Consider the following 15,789-nt stretch of genomic DNA (forward strand, 5'->3'; position numbering starts at 1 on the left):
CTGAATGAAGGGCCTGGCCTGCGATGGTGGTAAAATGCGACATGAACTTATACCATTTCGCCTTTGGTCTTTCCGCCGTTTGAAACGGCATGCTCTCAGGTTCGCCGCGCCCTCCATGGACGGCCGTTACCGGGACGGGACGCTAGGGTAACGAAATGACGGTTCGCCACTTTCTCTCTTTCATGGACTGTTCCCCCGAGGAACTCCGGCAACTCATCGCACGCGGCATCGAACTCAAGGCTCTGCGCAACCGGGACGTCCTGCATGAGCCCCTGCGCAATCGCGTCCTGGGCATGATCTTCGAAAAGGCCTCGACTCGTACTCGCCTCTCCTTCGAGGCCGGCATGATCCAGCTCGGCGGCCAGGCGATCTTCCTCTCTTCCCGGGATACCCAGCTCGGTCGCGGTGAACCCGTACCGGACAGCGCTCGGGTCATGTCGAGCATGCTCGACGGCGTGATGATCCGCACCTATGCCCACGAGATGCTCACCACCTTCGCCGCCCATTCCCGGGTGCCGGTGATCAATGGCCTGTCAGATGATCTGCATCCCTGCCAGCTGCTCGCCGACATGCAGACCTTCTTCGAACACCGGGGCGATATCCGTGGGAAGACCGTGGCCTGGATCGGCGACGGCAACAACATGTGCAACAGCTACATCGAGGCGGCCGAACAGCTCGACTTCAGCCTGCGCATCGCCTGCCCGGAAGGCTATGAGCCCAATCCGCGCTTTCTCGAACGCGCGGGCGACCGTGTGCAGCTGACCCGGGATCCACGCGAGGCGGTGGCCCAGGCGCACCTGGTCAGCACCGACGTCTGGACCTCCATGGGCCAGGAAGAGGAAACTCGTCTGCGCCTGGCGGCCTTCAAGCCCTACCAGGTCACCGCCGAACTGCTCGATGGCGCCGCGCCCGACGTGCTGTTCATGCACTGCCTGCCGGCCCACCGGGGAGAAGAGATCAGCCACACCCTGCTGGACGATCCCCGCGCCGTGGTCTGGGACGAAGCCGAAAATCGTCTGCATGCGCAGAAGGCGCTGCTGGAATTCCTCATCAAGCCGCCGCTGCACGCCTGAACCCGGCAGAGGCCTCGGCTGCACCTGGCAGCCGAGGCCTTTCCGTTACAGCAACAGCTGTCCACGCAGCACCGTTACCGCCCTTCCGGCGATGCTGACCCGGTCGCCCTCCAGGCGACACCTGAGCTGCCCGCCCCGGGCCGAAAGCTGCTGCGCGGTGAGCATCCGCTTGGCCAGTCGTCGCGACCAGTAGGGAATCAGGCTGCAATGCGCCGAACCGGTGACGGGGTCTTCATCCACGCCCACCGCCGGAGCGAAGAAGCGCGAAACGAAGTCCACCTCCTGGCCCCGCGCGGTCACGATGACGCCCTGCCAGGGCAGCCGGGCGATGGCCGCCAGATCCGGCTTGCAATCACGCACCGCCTGCTCCGACTCCAGCAATACCAGCAGCTTGTCCGCCGCCAGGGCATCCACAGGCGAGACCCGCAGGGCTCGCTCCAGCTCGGGCGTCACCCCCTGCTCCGTGGGTACCAGCGCGGGAAAATCCAGCGCCAGCAGGCCATCGGCTTCACGGAACACGCGCAGGACGCCCGCCTGACTGATGAACTCCAGGCGGTCGCCCACTTCGCCATAGACCTCGAACAGGATGTGCGCTGCAGCCAGGGTGGCATGGCCACACAGGGGCACCTCGGTCCGCGGGGTAAACCAGCGGATGCGCCAGGTATCCCCTTCCCACACCACGAAGGCGGTTTCCGAAAGATTGTGCTCGGTGGCGATCCGCTGCAGCAGCTCGTCGGCCGGCCAGCTGTCCAGGCGGTAGACCGCGGCGGGATTGCCGCGGAAGGGCTGATCGGTGAAGGCATCGACCTGATGAAATTCTAAGGGCATGCGCGCTACCTGAGCAGAAGAAGAGAAACAGCAAGCATCGACGTCGCGCGGGCACCCGGCCTCTGATGATCCCTGGCAGCGACGGCTACACCTTGAGACCTGCCAACGGGCTGGTTGTCGCCAGAAGTCCTATGACCAAAATAGCAGGCGGCGTCGCATCGGCAATGAATTGTCGAACGTCGTCACTGTTTTTGCGCTCAGGAGCTTTGACAGTTTTCATATTTGAAATTAGATTTTCGGTTGCGAACAAATGGCTCTCCGGCCACCTATAAATACAACAACCACGAGGCTCCTCCATGAGTACTCTTCTCGCTCCAACGCTACGCGGTCAATGCATCGCCGAATTCCTCGGCACAGCCCTGCTCATCTTTTTCGGTACCGGTTGCGTGGCGGCCGCGAAGGTCGGCGGTGCCACTCTCGGCTTGTGGGAAATCAGTATCATCTGGGGCGTTGGCGTGAGCATGGCGGTGTACCTGTCCGCCGGTGTCTCCGGTGCGCATCTCAGCCCGGCCGTCACCATCGCCTTGTGGCTGTTCGGTGGCTTCGAAAGACGCAAGGTCCCGGCCTACATCCTGGCCCAGGTGGCCGGCGCCTTCTGCGGCGCGGCGCTGGTCTACGGCCTCTACAGCAGCCTGTTTTTCGATTATGAACAGGCCCACAACATGGTCCGCGGCAGTCAGGCGAGCCTGGAGCTGGCCGGTGTCTTCTCCACCTACCCCCATCCGTCCCTGTCGATTGGCCAGGCCTTCCTGGTCGAAGCCGTCATCACCGCCATCCTGCTGGCCATGATCATGGCCCTCACCGACGACGGCAACGGCCTGCCCCGTGGTCCGCTCGCGCCCCTGCTGATCGGTCTGCTGATCGCCGTGATCGGTGGCTCCATGGGCCCGCTGACCGGCTTCGCCATGAACCCGGCCCGGGATTTCGGACCCAAGCTGATGACCTTCTTTGCCGGCTGGGGCGAGATCGCCTTCACCGGTGGCCGTGACATTCCCTACTTCCTGGTGCCCATCTTCGGCCCCATCGTCGGTGCCTGCCTGGGCGCCGCCGGTTACAAGGCGCTGATCTGCCGCCATCTGCCCGGACTGGCTTCGGGTGCCTGCGACGTCCCGGCCAAGGCCGAGGACAGTGCCCGCACCGAAGTGACCTCCGCCTCCAAAGCGTCCTGATCGCCGCGAATCACAATAAGGAACAAGACCATGACCGACCAGAACAAGCAGTACATCGTCGCGCTCGACCAGGGCACCACCAGCTCGCGCGCCATCGTGCTGGACCGCAATGCCAACGTGGTGACCATCGCCCAGCGCGAATTCGCGCAGATCTACCCGCAGGCCGGCTGGGTCGAGCACGACCCCATGGAGATCTGGGCCACCCAGAGCGCGGTGTTCGTCGAGGCGCTGGCCCAGGCCAGCATCAGCAACGAGCAGATCGCCGCCATCGGCATCACCAACCAGCGCGAAACCGCCATCGTCTGGGACAAGACCACCGGTCGTCCCATCTACAACGCCATCGTCTGGCAGAGCCGCCAGAGCACCGCGATCTGCGACCAGCTCAAGCGCGATGGCATGGAAGACCATATCCGCAAGACCACCGGCCTGGTGATCGACCCCTACTTCTCGGGCACCAAGATCAAGTGGATCCTTGACCATGTCCAGGGCAGCCGTGAACGCGCCCGCCGCGGCGAGCTGCTGTTCGGCACCGTCGACACCTGGCTGATCTGGAAGATGACCCAGGGTCAGGCCCATGTGACCGACTACACCAATGCCTCGCGCACCCTGCTGTTCGATATCCACAAGCGCGAGTGGGACGCCACCATGCTCGAGGTGCTGGACATCCCGCGCGAGATGCTGCCGGAAGTGAAGTCCTCCTCCGAGGTCTATGGCCAGGCGCACCTGGGCAGCGGCCAGACCACCGGCATCCCCATCGCCGGTATCGCCGGCGACCAGCAGGCGGCGCTGTTCGGCCAGATGTGCGTGGAGCCCGGCCAGGCCAAGAACACCTATGGCACCGGGTGCTTCCTGCTGATGAACACTGGCGAGAAGGCGGTGCAATCCCAGCACGGCCTGCTGACCACCATCGCCTGCGGTCCCCGCGGCGAGGTCAACTACGCCCTGGAAGGCGCCATCTTCAACGGTGGCTCCACCGTCCAGTGGCTGCGCGACGAACTCAAGGTGATCAACGATTCCCTGGACTCCGAGTACTTCGCCACCAAGGTGACCGACAGCAACGGCGTCTACCTGGTGCCGGCCTTCACCGGCCTGGGCGCGCCCTACTGGGATCCCTATGCCCGCGGCGCGCTGTTCGGCCTGACCCGTGGCGTCAAGGTGGATCACATCATCCGCGCCACCCTGGAATCCATCGCCTTCCAGACCCGCGACGTGCTGGATGCCATGCAGCAGGATGCCGGCGAAGCCCTGAAGTCCCTGCGGGTGGACGGCGGCGCCACCGCCAACAACTTCCTCATGCAGTTCCAGTCGGACGTGCTCGGCACGCGTGTCGAACGCCCGGAAATGAAGGAAACCACCGCCCTCGGCGCAGCCTACCTGGCCGGTCTCGCCACCGGGTTCTGGAGCAGCCTGGACGAGTTGCGCAGCAAGAGCACCATCGAACGGGTCTTCGAACCGGCCTGTGACCCGACCAAGAGAGACACCCTGTACAAGGGCTGGAAAAAGGCCGTCGAGCGTACCCGCGGCTGGGCCCTGGACTGAGTGACTCCGCTCCGGAGGCTGTCGGCGGTTGCCCGGCAGCCTTCCGGACGGCTCCCCTTGAGGCCGGCGTCTTCCGACGCCGGTCTTGCTTTGCGCGACAAGCGCTTTCCACCCGGAAAGACCTACGGCATCCTCTGTGAATTTACTCGATCACCTCAAGGAAGCCGCAATGAGCCTGGCGCCTCGCCAACAGCAGATTCTCGAACTGGTCCGTGAGCGCGGCTACGTCAGCATCGAAGAGCTGGCCCAGCATTTCTCCGTCACCCCGCAGACGATCCGGCGCGACATCAACCAGCTCGCCGAGGCCGGCCTGCTGCGGCGCTACCATGGGGGCGCTGCCCACGACTCCAGCGTGGAAAACACCGAATACAGCATGAGAGCCGGGCAGATGCGCGAGGAAAAGCGCCTGATCGCCGAAGCCGTGGCCGCCGCCGTACCCGACCACGCCTCGCTGTTCATCAACATCGGCACCACCACCGAGGCCATCGCCCATGCCCTGCTCGGGCATCGCAGCCTCAAGGTCATCACCAACAACCTGCACGTGGCCAACATCCTCAGCGCCAAGGACGACTTCGACGTCCTGATCGCCAGCGGCAAGGTGCGCAGCGACGGCGGCGTGGTGGGCCAGGCGACCGCCGACTTCATCAAGCAGTTCAAGGTCGACTACGCCCTGGTCGGCATCAGCGGCATCGACGAAGACGGCACCCTGCTCGACTTCGACTACCAGGAAGTCTGCGTCTCCCAGGCCATTATCCATAACGCCCGCCAGGTGTTTCTCGCCGCCGATTCCAGCAAGTTCGGCCGCAACGCCATGATCCGCCTGGGCAGCCTGGAACAGATCGACCAGCTCTTCACCGAGCGCGAACCTTCGCCCGCCTTCGCCCGCTGCCTGCAGGAATGGCAGGTCAAGGTGGAAGTGGCGCGCCCGCGCTGATCTTCCAGGCGACGACCATTCGTCGCCTGGCTTCTCTCTATATTCGTTTTTTTTCGTTTTGGCGGTCTGAAGACACGGACCTGGCTAGAACCTGAGTTTTTGCTGGGCTATTATGTTCGAAACCGAATAATTATGTTCGTTTCACAGGAGGCACCATGGCTCAGGCACCCACTGCAACTCCCCGGACTTACGATCTCGCCGTCATCGGCGGTGGCATCAACGGCGTAGGCATCGCGGCCGATGCAGCCGGTCGGGGTCTGTCGGTGTTTCTCTGTGAACGCGACGACCTGGCAAGCCATACCTCGTCCGCCAGCAGCAAGTTGATCCATGGCGGCCTGCGCTACCTGGAACACCACGAATTCCGCCTGGTACGCGAAGCCCTCGCCGAGCGCGAGGTCTTGCTGGCCAAGGCACCCCATATCGTCAAGCCGATGCGTTTCGTCCTGCCCCACCGTCCGCACCTGCGCCCGGCCTGGATGATCCGTGCCGGTCTCTTCCTTTATGACCATCTTGGCAAGCGCGAAAAGCTGCCGGGTTCCCGCGGCCTGAAGTTCGATGCCCAGGGGCCGCTCAAGGCCGAGATCAAGCGCGGCTTCGAATATTCCGATTGCTGGGTGGACGATGCCCGCCTGGTGGTGCTCAACGCCATGCAGGCGCGCGACAAGGGCGCCGACATCGTGACCCGCACTCGCTGCGTCAGCGCCCGTCGCGTCGAAGGCCACTGGGAGGTCGAGGTCGAGGGTCCCCAGGGTCGTCGGCAGATTCGCGCCAAGGGCCTGGTCAATGCCGCCGGCCCCTGGGTCGCCAGCTTCATTCGCCAAGACCTGCAGCAGAAATCGCCCTACGGCATCCGCCTGATCCAGGGCAGTCACGTCATCGTGCCCAAGCTGTATGAAGGCGAGCAGGCCTACATCATGCAGAACGAAGACCGCCGCATCGTCTTCGCCATTCCCTATCTCGGCCAGTACACCATGGTCGGCACCACGGATCGCGAGTACCAGGGCGATCCGGCCAAGGTGACCATCACCGACCAGGAAATCGACTACGTCCTGGGCGTGGCCAATGCCCACTTCCGCAAGCAGCTCAGCCGCGACGATGTCCTGCACACCTTCTCCGGCGTGCGCCCGCTGTGCGACGACGAATCGGACAACCCCTCCGCCATCACCCGCGACTACACCCTGTCGCTGGCCGAGGAACAGGGTGCCCCGTTGCTGTCGGTCTTTGGTGGCAAGCTGACCACCTACCGCAAGCTCGCCGAATCGGCAATGGCTCAGCTGCAGCCCTTCTTTCCCCAGCTGGGCAATAGCTGGACCGCCTCGGCGCCGCTGCCCGGTGGCGAGAACATGACCACGCCCCAGGCGCTGACCCGCGAGTTGCTGGACAAGGTCAGCGGCCTGACGCCGGCCCTGGCACAGCGCTGGGCGACCACCTACGGCAGCCGGGTCTGGACCCTGCTGGGTGACGGGCGCTCAGTGGAAACGCTGGGCGAGGTGATAGGTGCCGACCTGTACGCGCGTGAAGTCGAGTACCTGCAGCAATACGAGTGGGTCACTAGCGTGGATGACGTACTCTGGCGGCGGACCAAGCTGGGTCTGGTATTCACCGACGCCGAGCGGGCTGCCTTGGAAGACTTCCTGGCGCATTCGGAACCGGCCCAGGCCAGCAAGGACAGCAACGCGGCCTGAGGGAGAGGCTGACCTGTCCCCGAGCGGGCGAACCGCTCGGGGACGATCGACTCATCAATCGCACTGGATTCTGCAACGGCTGGCGCGACGAAGATGGTCAGCACCATGAAAAGTCTTCATGATGCGGCTTTATCTCCAGCGCCAGCGCCATGTTCGAACTCCGTCACCTGAAAACCCTGCATGCACTCCGCGAATCCTCCAGCCTGGTGGAAGCCGCGGAGCGGCTGCACCTGACGCAATCCGCCCTCTCCCATCAGTTCAAGGAACTGGAAGAGCGCCTGGGTACCCCGCTGTTCATCCGCAAGACCAAGCCCATTCGCTTCACCAGCGCCGGCCTGCGGCTGCTGCAGACCGCGGACGCGGTGTTGCCGCATCTGCGCAGTGCCGAACGCGATCTGGCGCGGCTGGTCGGAGGGACCGCGGGCCGCCTGCACATGGCCATCGAATGCCACAGCTGCTTCCAGTGGCTGATGCCGACCATCGACCAGTTTCGTGACTCCTGGCCGGAAGTGGAGCTGGACCTGGCCTCCGGGTTTTCCTTCGCGCCCCTGCCAGCCCTGGCCCGGGGCGATCTGGACCTAGTGGTGACAGCCGATCCGGTGGACCTCTCGGGGGTGACCTACGTGCCGCTGTTCACCTACGAGGCCCTCTTGGCGGTAGCCAATCAGCATCCGCTGGCGCAGCGCCCCCATATCGTTCCCGAGGATCTCGCCCAGGAAACCCAGATCACCTATCCGGTGGAGCGTGATCGACTGGATATCTTCACCCGCTTCCTCGATCCGGCCGATGTCGAGCCGCTGTCGGTGCGCACGGCGGAGATGACGGTGATGATGCTGCAGCTGGTGGCCTCGGGGCGTGGCGTCTGCTGCCTGCCCAACTGGGCGATCCACGAGTACAGCTCTCGCGGCTACGTTACCGCGCGCCGGCTGGGCGAGAAAGGCCTCTATGCGACGCTCTATGCGGCGATCCGCGAAGACATGCTGGAGGCGCCCTTCATGCAGGATTTCCTGCTGACCGCCAAGGACACCTCCTTCGCCACCCTGGAAGGGGTCAGCAGCGCGCGCTGAGCGGGCGCGCTGCTCACGAGGGGTTTACTTGCTGTTGCCGCCCGGGAAGCCAGCGAACTTCTTGTTGAAGCTCGAGACGCGACCCTCGACCTTCATCTGGCGCTGCTCGCCGGTGTAGATGGGGTGCGAGGCGCTGGATACGTCCAGACTGATGTAGGGATAGGTCTCACCTTCGTATTCCTGGGTCCGGTCGCTCTCGGCGGTAGAGCGGATCAGGAAGTAGGTGTCCGAGGTGGTGTCGTGGAACAGCACCGGGCGGTAGTTGGGATGGATACCGGGTTTCATGAGGCGTCTCCTGGTCTGGGGCGTCGACAACGACAGGTCATCGCTGGGCCCGATAAAGATACATTATAACATATACAAGCTAGTTTGACAGCCGTACCTGTGACGGTGGCGGCAGCCACGGGCTTTTCGATGGAACCATCCGCCGCGCCTGGGGCTCGTAACCTGAGGCCCTGACCGGCGGTACCCCACCCTCTATGAGACCCGCTGTCGGTCGGTGCGTGCGTTCAGATCCGCGGCGCCAGACAGACGAGCTGTCCGCCCCCTGCCCTGTTCGCCCGCATGGCGCCCCTGCATTGGCTTCTCAAGGATGGCGAGAAGTCCACACGCATTGGATGCGCACGCCGGGTTCGGGATTGAACTCACCGCGCCGCATCCCAAGGATTCAAGAGGCACAGCACCATGTGCGGCATCGCCGGAGAGCTTCGTTTCGATCGTCAACCTGCATCCATCAGCGCGGTGGAACGCATCACCCACCGCCTCGAACAGCGCGGCCCCGACGCCTGGGGTTTCCATAGCCAGGGGCCGGTCGCCCTGGGCCATCGGCGGCTGAAGATCATGGATCTGGCGGAAGCCTCGGGCCAGCCCATGATCGAGCCGGAGCTGGGGCTGTCGATGGTGTTCAACGGCGCCATCTACAACTACCCGGAACTGCGCAGCGAGCTGGAAGCCAAGGGTTACAGCTTCCACTCCGGCGGCGATACCGAGATCCTGCTCAAGGCCTATCACGCCTGGGGCAAGGCCATGCTGCCCAAGCTCAATGGCATGTTCGCCTTCGCCATCTGGGAGCGCGACAGCGGTCGGCTGTTCATCGCCCGGGATCGCCTGGGCATCAAGCCGCTGTATCTGTCCTTTACCGACAAGCGCCTGAGATTCGCTTCCAGCCTGCCCGCCCTGCTGGAAGCAGGTGACATCGACACCCGCATCGATCCCGTCGCCCTCAACCACTACTTGAATTTCCATGCCGTGGTGCCGGCGCCGCGTACCATCCTGCAGGGCGTGCAGAAGCTGCCGCCGGCGACCTGGATGACCGTGGATGCGTCCGGCCAGCAACACCAGGAGACCTGGTGGAATCTGGACTACGGCCCTCGCGAAGACGAGCGTCGCTACACCCTGGACGACTGGGCCGAACGGGTCCTGCACGGCCTCAAGGACGCCGTGGCGATCCGCCAGCGCGCGGCACGCGAGGTCGGGGTGCTGCTCTCCGGCGGGGTGGATTCCAGCCTGCTGGTGGGCCTGCTGCACGATTCGGGGGTCAAGGACCTGCTGACCTTCTCCATCGGCTTCGAGGATGCCGGAGGCGAGCGCGGCGACGAATTCCAGTATTCCGACCTGATCGCCAATCACTACGGCACCCGCCACCACCAGTTGCGCATCGCCGAGGACGAGATCATCCAGCAGTTGCCACGTGCCTTCTCGGCCATGAGCGAGCCGATGGTCAGTCACGACTGCATCGCCTTCTATCTGCTGTCGCGCGAGGTCTCCAAGCACTGCAAGGTGGTGCAGAGCGGCCAGGGCGCGGACGAACTCTTTGCCGGCTATCACTGGTATCCCCAGGTGCATGGCGCCGCCGATCCCTTCGCCGCCTACCGCGCCGCCTTCTTCGACCGCGACTATGCCCAGTACGCCGCCACCGTGCAGGCCGGCGTGCGCCTGGAGGAAGACGCCGCCGAGACCTTCGTCCGCCAGCACTTCGCCAAGCCCGGCGCCAGCGCCGGTGTCGACAAGGCCCTGCGCCTGGACAGCACCGTGATGCTGGTGGACGACCCGGTCAAGCGGGTCGACAACATGACCATGGCCTGGGGCCTGGAAGCCCGGGTGCCCTTCCTCGACTATCGCCTGGCCGAACTCTCGGCGCGCATTCCCGCGGAATTCAAGCTGGGCGATGGCGGCAAGCAGGTGCTCAAGGCCGCGGCGCGCAAGGTCATTCCCCAGGAGGTCATCGACCGACCCAAGGGCTATTTCCCGGTACCGGGCCTCAAGCACCTGGAAGGCAACACCCTGACCTGGGTACGGGAGCTGCTGCTGGATCCCAGCCAGGATCGCGGCCTGTTCGAGACCGCCGAGATCGATCGCCTGCTGACCAATCCGGCCGATCGCATCACGCCCCTGCGTGGTTCCAAGCTCTGGCAACTCGCGGCGCTCAATCTCTGGCTGAGCGAGCACGGACTGTAAGGGCGGAATACCCATGAAAGCGACCAGCTACAACCAGCGCCTCCAGCGCGCCCAGACGCCCTCCTACGAACGGCTGCAGGCGCGCCTGGCGGAAGGTGACCAGCCCACCTGCCAGCCGCTCTCCCTGCAGTGCGGCTGGGGTCGGCTGCTCATCGGCCATACCTATCCCGATCCCGCCAGCCTGGCCAAGGAACTGCTCACCGAAACGCCCGGCGAGCGCGACATCGCCCTCTATGTGGCCGCCCCCCACCAGGTGCTGGCCCAGGCGCCGCAACAGCTGTTTCTCGACCCCAGCGACACGCTGCGGATCTGGTTCAGCGACTATCGTCCGGCCCGGCGGATCTATCGCGGCTTTCGCATCCGCCGCGCCTGCTCCGCCGAGGACTGGAGCGAGATCAATCGCCTCTACCAGCAGCGGCACATGCTGCCCGTCGACACCGAGCGGCTGACCCCGAGACACAAGGGCGGCCCGGTGTACTGGCTGGCGGAAGACGACGACAGCGGCGCCGTGATCGGCTCGGTGATGGGCCTCAACCACGTCAAGGCCTTCCAGGATCCGGATGGCGGCTCGTCGCTCTGGTGCCTGGCGGTCTCCCCGGACTGCAGCAGACCCGGCGTCGGCGAGGCGCTGGTGCGCCACCTGATCGAACACTACGCCAGTCGCGGCCTCGCCTTCCTCGACCTGTCGGTCCTGCACGACAACCTGCAGGCCAAGCGGCTCTACGACAAGCTGGGGTTCCGCCCGCTGCAGACCTTTGCCATCAAGTGCAAGAACGGCATCAACCAGACGCTGTTCCTGGGTCCCGGTCCAGCGGCCGAACTCAATCCCTATGCGCGCATCATCGTCGACGAAGCCCTGAGGCGCGGCATCGAGGTGCAGGTGGATGACGCCGAAGGCGGCCTCTTCACGCTGATCCAGGGCAACCGGCGCATCCGCTGCCGCGAGTCCCTGACCGACCTCACCTCCGCGGTGACCATGACCCTCTGCGCCGACAAGGTGCTGACCAGCCGTACCCTGGCCCGCGCCGGGCTGCGGGTGCCGGAGCAGCAGCTGGCGGGCAGCGACGAAGACAACGCCGCCTTCCTGGAAAAACATGGCGCCCTGGTGGTCAAGCCGGTCAATGGCGAACAGGGCAAGGGCGTGGCGGTGGACATCCGTGACGCCGAGCACCTCGCCGCGGCCATCCAGGCCGCGCGCCGATATGACGATCGGGTCCTGCTGGAAAGCTTTCACCAGGGCCTCGACCTGCGCGTGGTGGTCATTGGCCACGAGGTGGTGGCCGCGGCCATTCGCCGCCCGGCGGAGATCGTCGGCGACGGCCAGCATAGCGTCAGGGACCTGATCGAAGCCCAGAGTCGTCGGCGCCAGGCCGCCACCGGCGGCGAGTCGCGCATCCCGGTGGACGAGGAAACCGAGCGCGCCATCCGCAGTGCCGGCTACGCGTGGGACAGCGTCCTGCCGACCGGCACCCACCTGGCGGTGCGCAAGACCGCCAACCTGCACACCGGCGGCATCCTGGAGGACGTCACCGACAGCCTCCATCCGGTGCTGGCCGACGCCGCCGTCCAGGCGGCCCGGGCGCTGGACATCCCGGTCACCGGCATGGACCTGCTGGTGCCCGCCGCCGATTCGCCCGACTACGTCATCATCGAAGCCAACGAGCGACCGGGCCTGGCCAACCACGAGCCGCGCCCCACCGCCGAACGCTTCATCGACCTGCTGTTCCCGCTGTCCCGGGAGGTTCCGCTATGAATCGCTTGCCCGAGCCCGATCTGGATTACCTGCGCAAGGTCCTGCTGGACATGCTGGCGATCCCCAGCCCCACGGGCTTCACCGACACCATCGTCATGTACGTCGCCGAACGGCTCAACGAACTGGACATCCCCTTCGAACTGACCCGCCGCGGCACCATCCGCGCCACCATCAAGGGCCACAAGGAGAGTCCGGATCGCGCCGTCTCCGCGCACCTGGACACCATTGGCGCCATCGTCCGCGAGATCAAGGACAACGGCCGCCTGGGCCTGGCGGCCGTGGGCCACTGGTCGAGTCGCTTCGCCGAAGGCAGTCGCGTCAGCCTGTTCACCGACGACGGCACCCTCAGGGGCAGCGTGCTGCCCCTGCTGGCCTCCGGTCACGCCTTCAACACCGAGATCGACAAGATGCCGGTGACCTGGGACCACATCGAGCTGCGCCTGGACGCCGTGACCAAGAGTCGCCACGAGACCGAACAGCTGGGCGTGCAGGTCGGCGACTTCGTCGCCTTCGATCCGCTGCCGGAGTTCACCGACAGCGGCTACATCAGCTCGCGGCATCTGGACGACAAGGCCGGCGTCGCCGCCCTGCTCACCGCCCTGAAGATGCTCAAGGAAACCGGCCAGACCCCGCCGATCGACTGCCACCCGCTGTTCACCATCACCGAGGAGGTGGGCTCGGGCGCGGCCGGTGCCCTGCCCTGGGACGTCAGCGAATTCGTCGGCATCGACATCGCTCCCGTGGCACCCGGACAGCGATCCGACGAGCACCGCGTCAGCGTGGCCATGCAGGATTCCGCCGGCCCCTACGACTATCACCTGTCGCGGCACCTGCTGCGCCTGGCACAACGCAACGACATCCCGGTACGCCGCGACCTGTTCCGCTACTACTACAGCGACGCCCACTCGGCGATCAGTTCCGGCCAGGACGTGCGGGTCGCCCTGCTGGCCTTTGGCTGCGACGCCACCCACGGCTACGAGCGCACCCATATCGTCAGCCTGGCGGCGCTCAGCCAGCTGCTGACCGGCTACATGCTCAGCCCGCCGGTGTTCGACAGCGATGCCCAGCCGGCCGACAGCTCGCTGGACCGCTTTGGTCACCAGTTGCTGCCGGAAGACACACAGATGGACAACCAGACGCACCTGCCGCCGCTGGAGGAGGTCGTCGGCGACGGCAGCAAATAGCGTTCGCTCAACGCGCCTGGGGTATCCTGGGCGCCTTTTTCCAGGCACCTCTCGATGATCATCCCCCACGACCAGCTCGCTGCCGCCACCCTCGACAACCTGCTGGAAGACTTCGTCACCCGCGACGGCACCGACAACGGTGACGAGACGCCGCTGGCGACCCGTACCCAGCGCGCGCGCCGTGCCCTGGAAACCGGAGAAGCCGTCATCCTCTTCGACCCCGACAGTGCGCTGTGCCAACTGGTGCTGCGCCGCGACGTGCCGCCCGAACTGCTGGACGACTAGCGCCTCTCGCGCCTGTCAGGCACTGCCCCGCGGCGCCAGCAATATCACCAGGGCCCCGGCCACGCAAAGCAGACCGCCCGCCAGATCCGTCCAGGTGGGTCGGGTGCGCTCGACCAGCGCCAGCCAGCCCAGCGAGGCCATCACGTAGATGCCGCCATAGGCCGCATAGGCGCGCCCGGCATAGGCCGCCTCGATACGGGTCAGCAACAGCGCGAAGAGCACCAGGCTGGCGAGCCCGGGCGCTATCCACCAGGGACTGCGATCCAGCCGCAGCCAGAGCCAGAAGGCATAGCAGCCGGCGATCTCGAACAGCGCCGCCAGCAGGAACCAGAGATAGTTCAGCATGGGCCCGCGCCGTCGTCCTGGCGATAGGGCAAGGCCTCTGCAGCCCGCCGCGCATAGGCCTGGACGCCGTCGCGCTCCTGCTCGAGAAACTCCGCCACCGCTGCCCTCAGCCCCGGATGCACCAGGTAGTGCCAGGAGCGGGTCAGGGTCGGCTCGAAGCCACGAATCAGCTTGTGCTCGCCCTGGGCGCCGGCATCGAAGCGCTGCAGCCCTTCGGCGATGGCGTATTCGATCCCCTGGTAGAAGCAGGTCTCGAAGTGCAGCTGGTCGAATTCCTGCAGGCAGCCCCAGTAACGGCCATAGAGGGTGTCACCGTCCTTGAGATAGAAGGCCATGGCCACCGGCCGACTGCCCTGGCGGACCAGTACCACCCGGATCGCCGCGGGCAGCCGCTCGGCCAGCAGACTGAAGAAGGCGCGGGTCAGATAGGGATCCTGGCCGCGCACCTCGTAGGTGTTGGCGTAGCAGGCATAGACGAAGTCCCACTCGGCTTCGCTCAGCTCGCCGCCCTGGCGCCATTCGAAGCTCACTCCCAGGCCCGCGACCTGGTCGCGCTCCTTGCGCAGCTGCTTGCGCTTGCGCGAGGTCAGGGCGGCGAGAAAGTCGCCATAGTCGCGATAGCCGCGGTTATGCCAGTGGAACTGGCAGCCAAGCCGCGCCAGCCAGCCTTCGCGATCCTGGAGCAGGGCATCGGCCCTGGGATCGGTGAAGTTGACGTGCAGGCTGGAGAGCTCCAGCTCGGCCAGGCTGCCCGTGGTGGCATCGAGCAGCGTCGCGCAAGCGGCCGGATCGCCCAGCAGGCGCGCGCCCTGCACCGGCGAAAAGGGCACGGCGGCCAGCAGCTTGGGGTAGTAGTCGATCCCGGCACGGCGGCAGGCATCGGCCCAGGCCCAGTCGAAGACGTATTCACCATAGGAATGCATCTTCAGATAGGCCGGCATCGCGGCCCGCAGCTGCCCCTGGTCGTCCTTGAGGATCTGGTGCGCCGGCTGCCAGCCGGTCCCCTGCCCCAGGCTGCCACTGTCTTCCAGGGTGGCGAGAAATTCATGCCGCAGAAAGGGCTGGTCGTCCGTCAGCAGCGCGTTCCACTGGACGGCAGGCACCTGGGCCAGGCTGTAGAGATACTCGACGATCATCCCACTCCCCTTGCTTGGACTCGGGCTACAGGTCTAACACAGATGCGTACCCGGACGGGCACCTGTGAAAGACTCTGGCAGCTGGCTTTCGTGCGGACGAAAAAAAACCGCCGTGAGGCGGTTTCTTTCGAGTGTGGCGTCCCCTAGGGGACTCGAACCCCTGTTACCGCCGTGAAAGGGCGGTGTCCTAGGCCACTAGACGAAGGGGACGTTACCCTGGTGCGACCCTTGCGGATCACGAATTTGGTGGAGCTAGACGGGATCGAACCGTCGACCTCTTGCATGCCATGCAAGCGCTCTCCCAGCTGAGCTATAGCCCCAAGTACAGCATCTT

14 protein-coding genes and 2 tRNA genes are annotated in these 15,789 nt (G+C 65.3%); 10 read left to right on the forward strand and 6 right to left on the reverse strand.

Translation table 11 applies throughout. The features are described 5' to 3' along the window. Window positions 1-155: 155 nt before the first annotated feature. Window positions 156-1,073 (forward strand): ornithine carbamoyltransferase, encoded by a 918-nt coding sequence (argF, locus tag FHR73_RS08515; protein ID WP_183630478.1) that lies wholly within the window; start codon window positions 156-158, stop codon window positions 1,071-1,073. 45 nt (window positions 1,074-1,118) lie between these two features. Here the strand turns inward: argF and FHR73_RS08520 are convergent, their stop codons facing one another. Then, on the reverse strand, window positions 1,119-1,901 hold the full coding sequence (locus FHR73_RS08520; protein ID WP_183630479.1) for a PhzF family phenazine biosynthesis protein: 783 nt from the start codon (window positions 1,899-1,901) through the stop codon (window positions 1,119-1,121). A gap of 296 nt (window positions 1,902-2,197) precedes the next feature. Between FHR73_RS08520 and FHR73_RS08525 the strand changes: the two genes are divergently transcribed. The 5 genes from FHR73_RS08525 (at window position 2,198) to metR (ending at window position 8,295) form a co-directional block, all read left to right on the forward strand. After that, the gene (locus FHR73_RS08525; RefSeq protein WP_027601308.1) at window positions 2,198-3,070 is read left to right on the forward strand and encodes an MIP/aquaporin family protein; all 873 of its coding nucleotides are present in this window, start codon (window positions 2,198-2,200) and stop codon (window positions 3,068-3,070) included. A gap of 30 nt (window positions 3,071-3,100) precedes the next feature. Beyond that, window positions 3,101-4,609 (forward strand): glycerol kinase GlpK, encoded by a 1,509-nt coding sequence (gene glpK / locus FHR73_RS08530; protein ID WP_183630480.1) that lies wholly within the window; start codon window positions 3,101-3,103, stop codon window positions 4,607-4,609. A gap of 169 nt (window positions 4,610-4,778) precedes the next feature. Beyond that, complete coding sequence (locus FHR73_RS08535) at window positions 4,779-5,543, forward strand: DeoR/GlpR family DNA-binding transcription regulator (protein ID WP_133859428.1); 765 nt, start codon at window positions 4,779-4,781, stop codon at window positions 5,541-5,543. 155 nt (window positions 5,544-5,698) lie between these two features. After that, window positions 5,699-7,228 (forward strand): glycerol-3-phosphate dehydrogenase, encoded by a 1,530-nt coding sequence (gene glpD / locus FHR73_RS08540; protein WP_183630481.1) that lies wholly within the window; start codon window positions 5,699-5,701, stop codon window positions 7,226-7,228. 149 nt (window positions 7,229-7,377) lie between these two features. Then, window positions 7,378-8,295 (forward strand): transcriptional regulator MetR, encoded by a 918-nt coding sequence (gene metR / locus FHR73_RS08545; RefSeq protein WP_183630482.1) that lies wholly within the window; start codon window positions 7,378-7,380, stop codon window positions 8,293-8,295. Window positions 8,296-8,319: 24 nt separating this feature from the next. On the opposite strand, the gene FHR73_RS08550 is transcribed toward metR, so the two are convergent. Continuing rightward, window positions 8,320-8,580 carry a type B 50S ribosomal protein L31 gene (locus FHR73_RS08550; RefSeq protein WP_007162739.1) on the reverse strand — a complete coding sequence of 87 codons (261 nt, stop codon included), beginning with the start codon at window positions 8,578-8,580 and terminating at the stop codon, window positions 8,320-8,322. Between the two features lie 399 nt (window positions 8,581-8,979). On the opposite strand from FHR73_RS08550, the gene FHR73_RS08555 reads away from it, so the two are divergent. Genes FHR73_RS08555 through FHR73_RS08570 form a run of 4 tightly spaced genes read left to right on the forward strand, consistent with a single transcriptional unit; the run spans window position 8,980 to window position 13,974 of the window. Continuing rightward, window positions 8,980-10,752, forward strand: a complete 1,773-nt coding sequence (locus FHR73_RS08555) for an N-acetylglutaminylglutamine amidotransferase (protein ID WP_183630483.1) — start codon at window positions 8,980-8,982, stop codon at window positions 10,750-10,752. A 13-nt stretch (window positions 10,753-10,765) separates the two neighbouring features. After that, a complete protein-coding gene (gene ngg, locus FHR73_RS08560) occupies window positions 10,766-12,505 on the forward strand; it encodes an N-acetylglutaminylglutamine synthetase (protein WP_183630484.1) in 1,740 nt (579 codons plus the stop codon). After that, entirely contained in the window at window positions 12,502-13,689 is a 1,188-nt protein-coding gene (locus FHR73_RS08565) for an osmoprotectant NAGGN system M42 family peptidase (RefSeq protein ID WP_017640298.1), read from the forward strand. Before ngg ends, FHR73_RS08565 begins: the two co-directional genes overlap by 4 nt. Before the next feature lie 54 nt (window positions 13,690-13,743). After that, window positions 13,744-13,974 carry a YheU family protein gene (locus FHR73_RS08570; RefSeq protein WP_007162735.1) on the forward strand — a complete coding sequence of 77 codons (231 nt, stop codon included), beginning with the start codon at window positions 13,744-13,746 and terminating at the stop codon, window positions 13,972-13,974. A 15-nt stretch (window positions 13,975-13,989) separates the two neighbouring features. On the opposite strand, the gene FHR73_RS08575 is transcribed toward FHR73_RS08570, so the two are convergent. The 4 genes from FHR73_RS08575 to FHR73_RS08590 form a co-directional block, all read right to left on the reverse strand. Beyond that, window positions 13,990-14,319, reverse strand: coding sequence for a YnfA family protein (locus FHR73_RS08575; RefSeq protein ID WP_183630485.1), 330 nt, complete (start codon window positions 14,317-14,319; stop codon window positions 13,990-13,992). Further along, window positions 14,313-15,455, reverse strand: a complete 1,143-nt coding sequence (locus FHR73_RS08580) for a GNAT family N-acetyltransferase (protein ID WP_183630486.1) — start codon at window positions 15,453-15,455, stop codon at window positions 14,313-14,315. The genes FHR73_RS08575 and FHR73_RS08580 overlap by 7 nt, the downstream gene beginning before the upstream one ends. A 134-nt stretch (window positions 15,456-15,589) precedes the next feature. Further along, a tRNA-Glu gene (locus tag FHR73_RS08585) sits at window positions 15,590-15,665 on the reverse strand. Window positions 15,666-15,699: 34 nt separating this feature from the next. Next, window positions 15,700-15,775, reverse strand: a tRNA-Ala gene (locus FHR73_RS08590). Window positions 15,776-15,789: the final 14 nt, after the last annotated feature.

It is taken from the genome of Pseudomonas sp. AS2.8, assembly GCF_014190935.1.
GTDB lineage: Bacteria > Pseudomonadota > Gammaproteobacteria > Pseudomonadales > Pseudomonadaceae > Chryseomonas.

Excerpts from the sequence above, each read along its gene's own strand:
- argF (WP_183630478.1), top strand. The coding sequence starts at position 156 with ATGACGGTTCGCCACTTTCTCTCTTTCATGGACTGTTCCCCCGAGGAA.
- FHR73_RS08520 (WP_183630479.1), bottom strand. The coding sequence starts at position 1,901 with ATGCCCTTAGAATTTCATCAGGTCGATGCCTTCACCGATCAGCCCTTC.
- FHR73_RS08525 (WP_027601308.1), top strand. The coding sequence starts at position 2,198 with ATGAGTACTCTTCTCGCTCCAACGCTACGCGGTCAATGCATCGCCGAA.
- glpK (WP_183630480.1), top strand. The coding sequence starts at position 3,101 with ATGACCGACCAGAACAAGCAGTACATCGTCGCGCTCGACCAGGGCACC.
- FHR73_RS08535 (WP_133859428.1), top strand. The coding sequence starts at position 4,779 with ATGAGCCTGGCGCCTCGCCAACAGCAGATTCTCGAACTGGTCCGTGAG.
- glpD (WP_183630481.1), top strand. The coding sequence starts at position 5,699 with ATGGCTCAGGCACCCACTGCAACTCCCCGGACTTACGATCTCGCCGTC.
- metR (WP_183630482.1), top strand. The coding sequence starts at position 7,378 with ATGTTCGAACTCCGTCACCTGAAAACCCTGCATGCACTCCGCGAATCC.
- FHR73_RS08550 (WP_007162739.1), bottom strand. The coding sequence starts at position 8,580 with ATGAAACCCGGTATCCATCCCAACTACCGCCCGGTGCTGTTCCACGAC.
- FHR73_RS08555 (WP_183630483.1), top strand. The coding sequence starts at position 8,980 with ATGTGCGGCATCGCCGGAGAGCTTCGTTTCGATCGTCAACCTGCATCC.
- ngg (WP_183630484.1), top strand. The coding sequence starts at position 10,766 with ATGAAAGCGACCAGCTACAACCAGCGCCTCCAGCGCGCCCAGACGCCC.
- FHR73_RS08565 (WP_017640298.1), top strand. The coding sequence starts at position 12,502 with ATGAATCGCTTGCCCGAGCCCGATCTGGATTACCTGCGCAAGGTCCTG.
- FHR73_RS08570 (WP_007162735.1), top strand. The coding sequence starts at position 13,744 with ATGATCATCCCCCACGACCAGCTCGCTGCCGCCACCCTCGACAACCTG.
- FHR73_RS08575 (WP_183630485.1), bottom strand. The coding sequence starts at position 14,319 with ATGCTGAACTATCTCTGGTTCCTGCTGGCGGCGCTGTTCGAGATCGCC.
- FHR73_RS08580 (WP_183630486.1), bottom strand. The coding sequence starts at position 15,455 with ATGATCGTCGAGTATCTCTACAGCCTGGCCCAGGTGCCTGCCGTCCAG.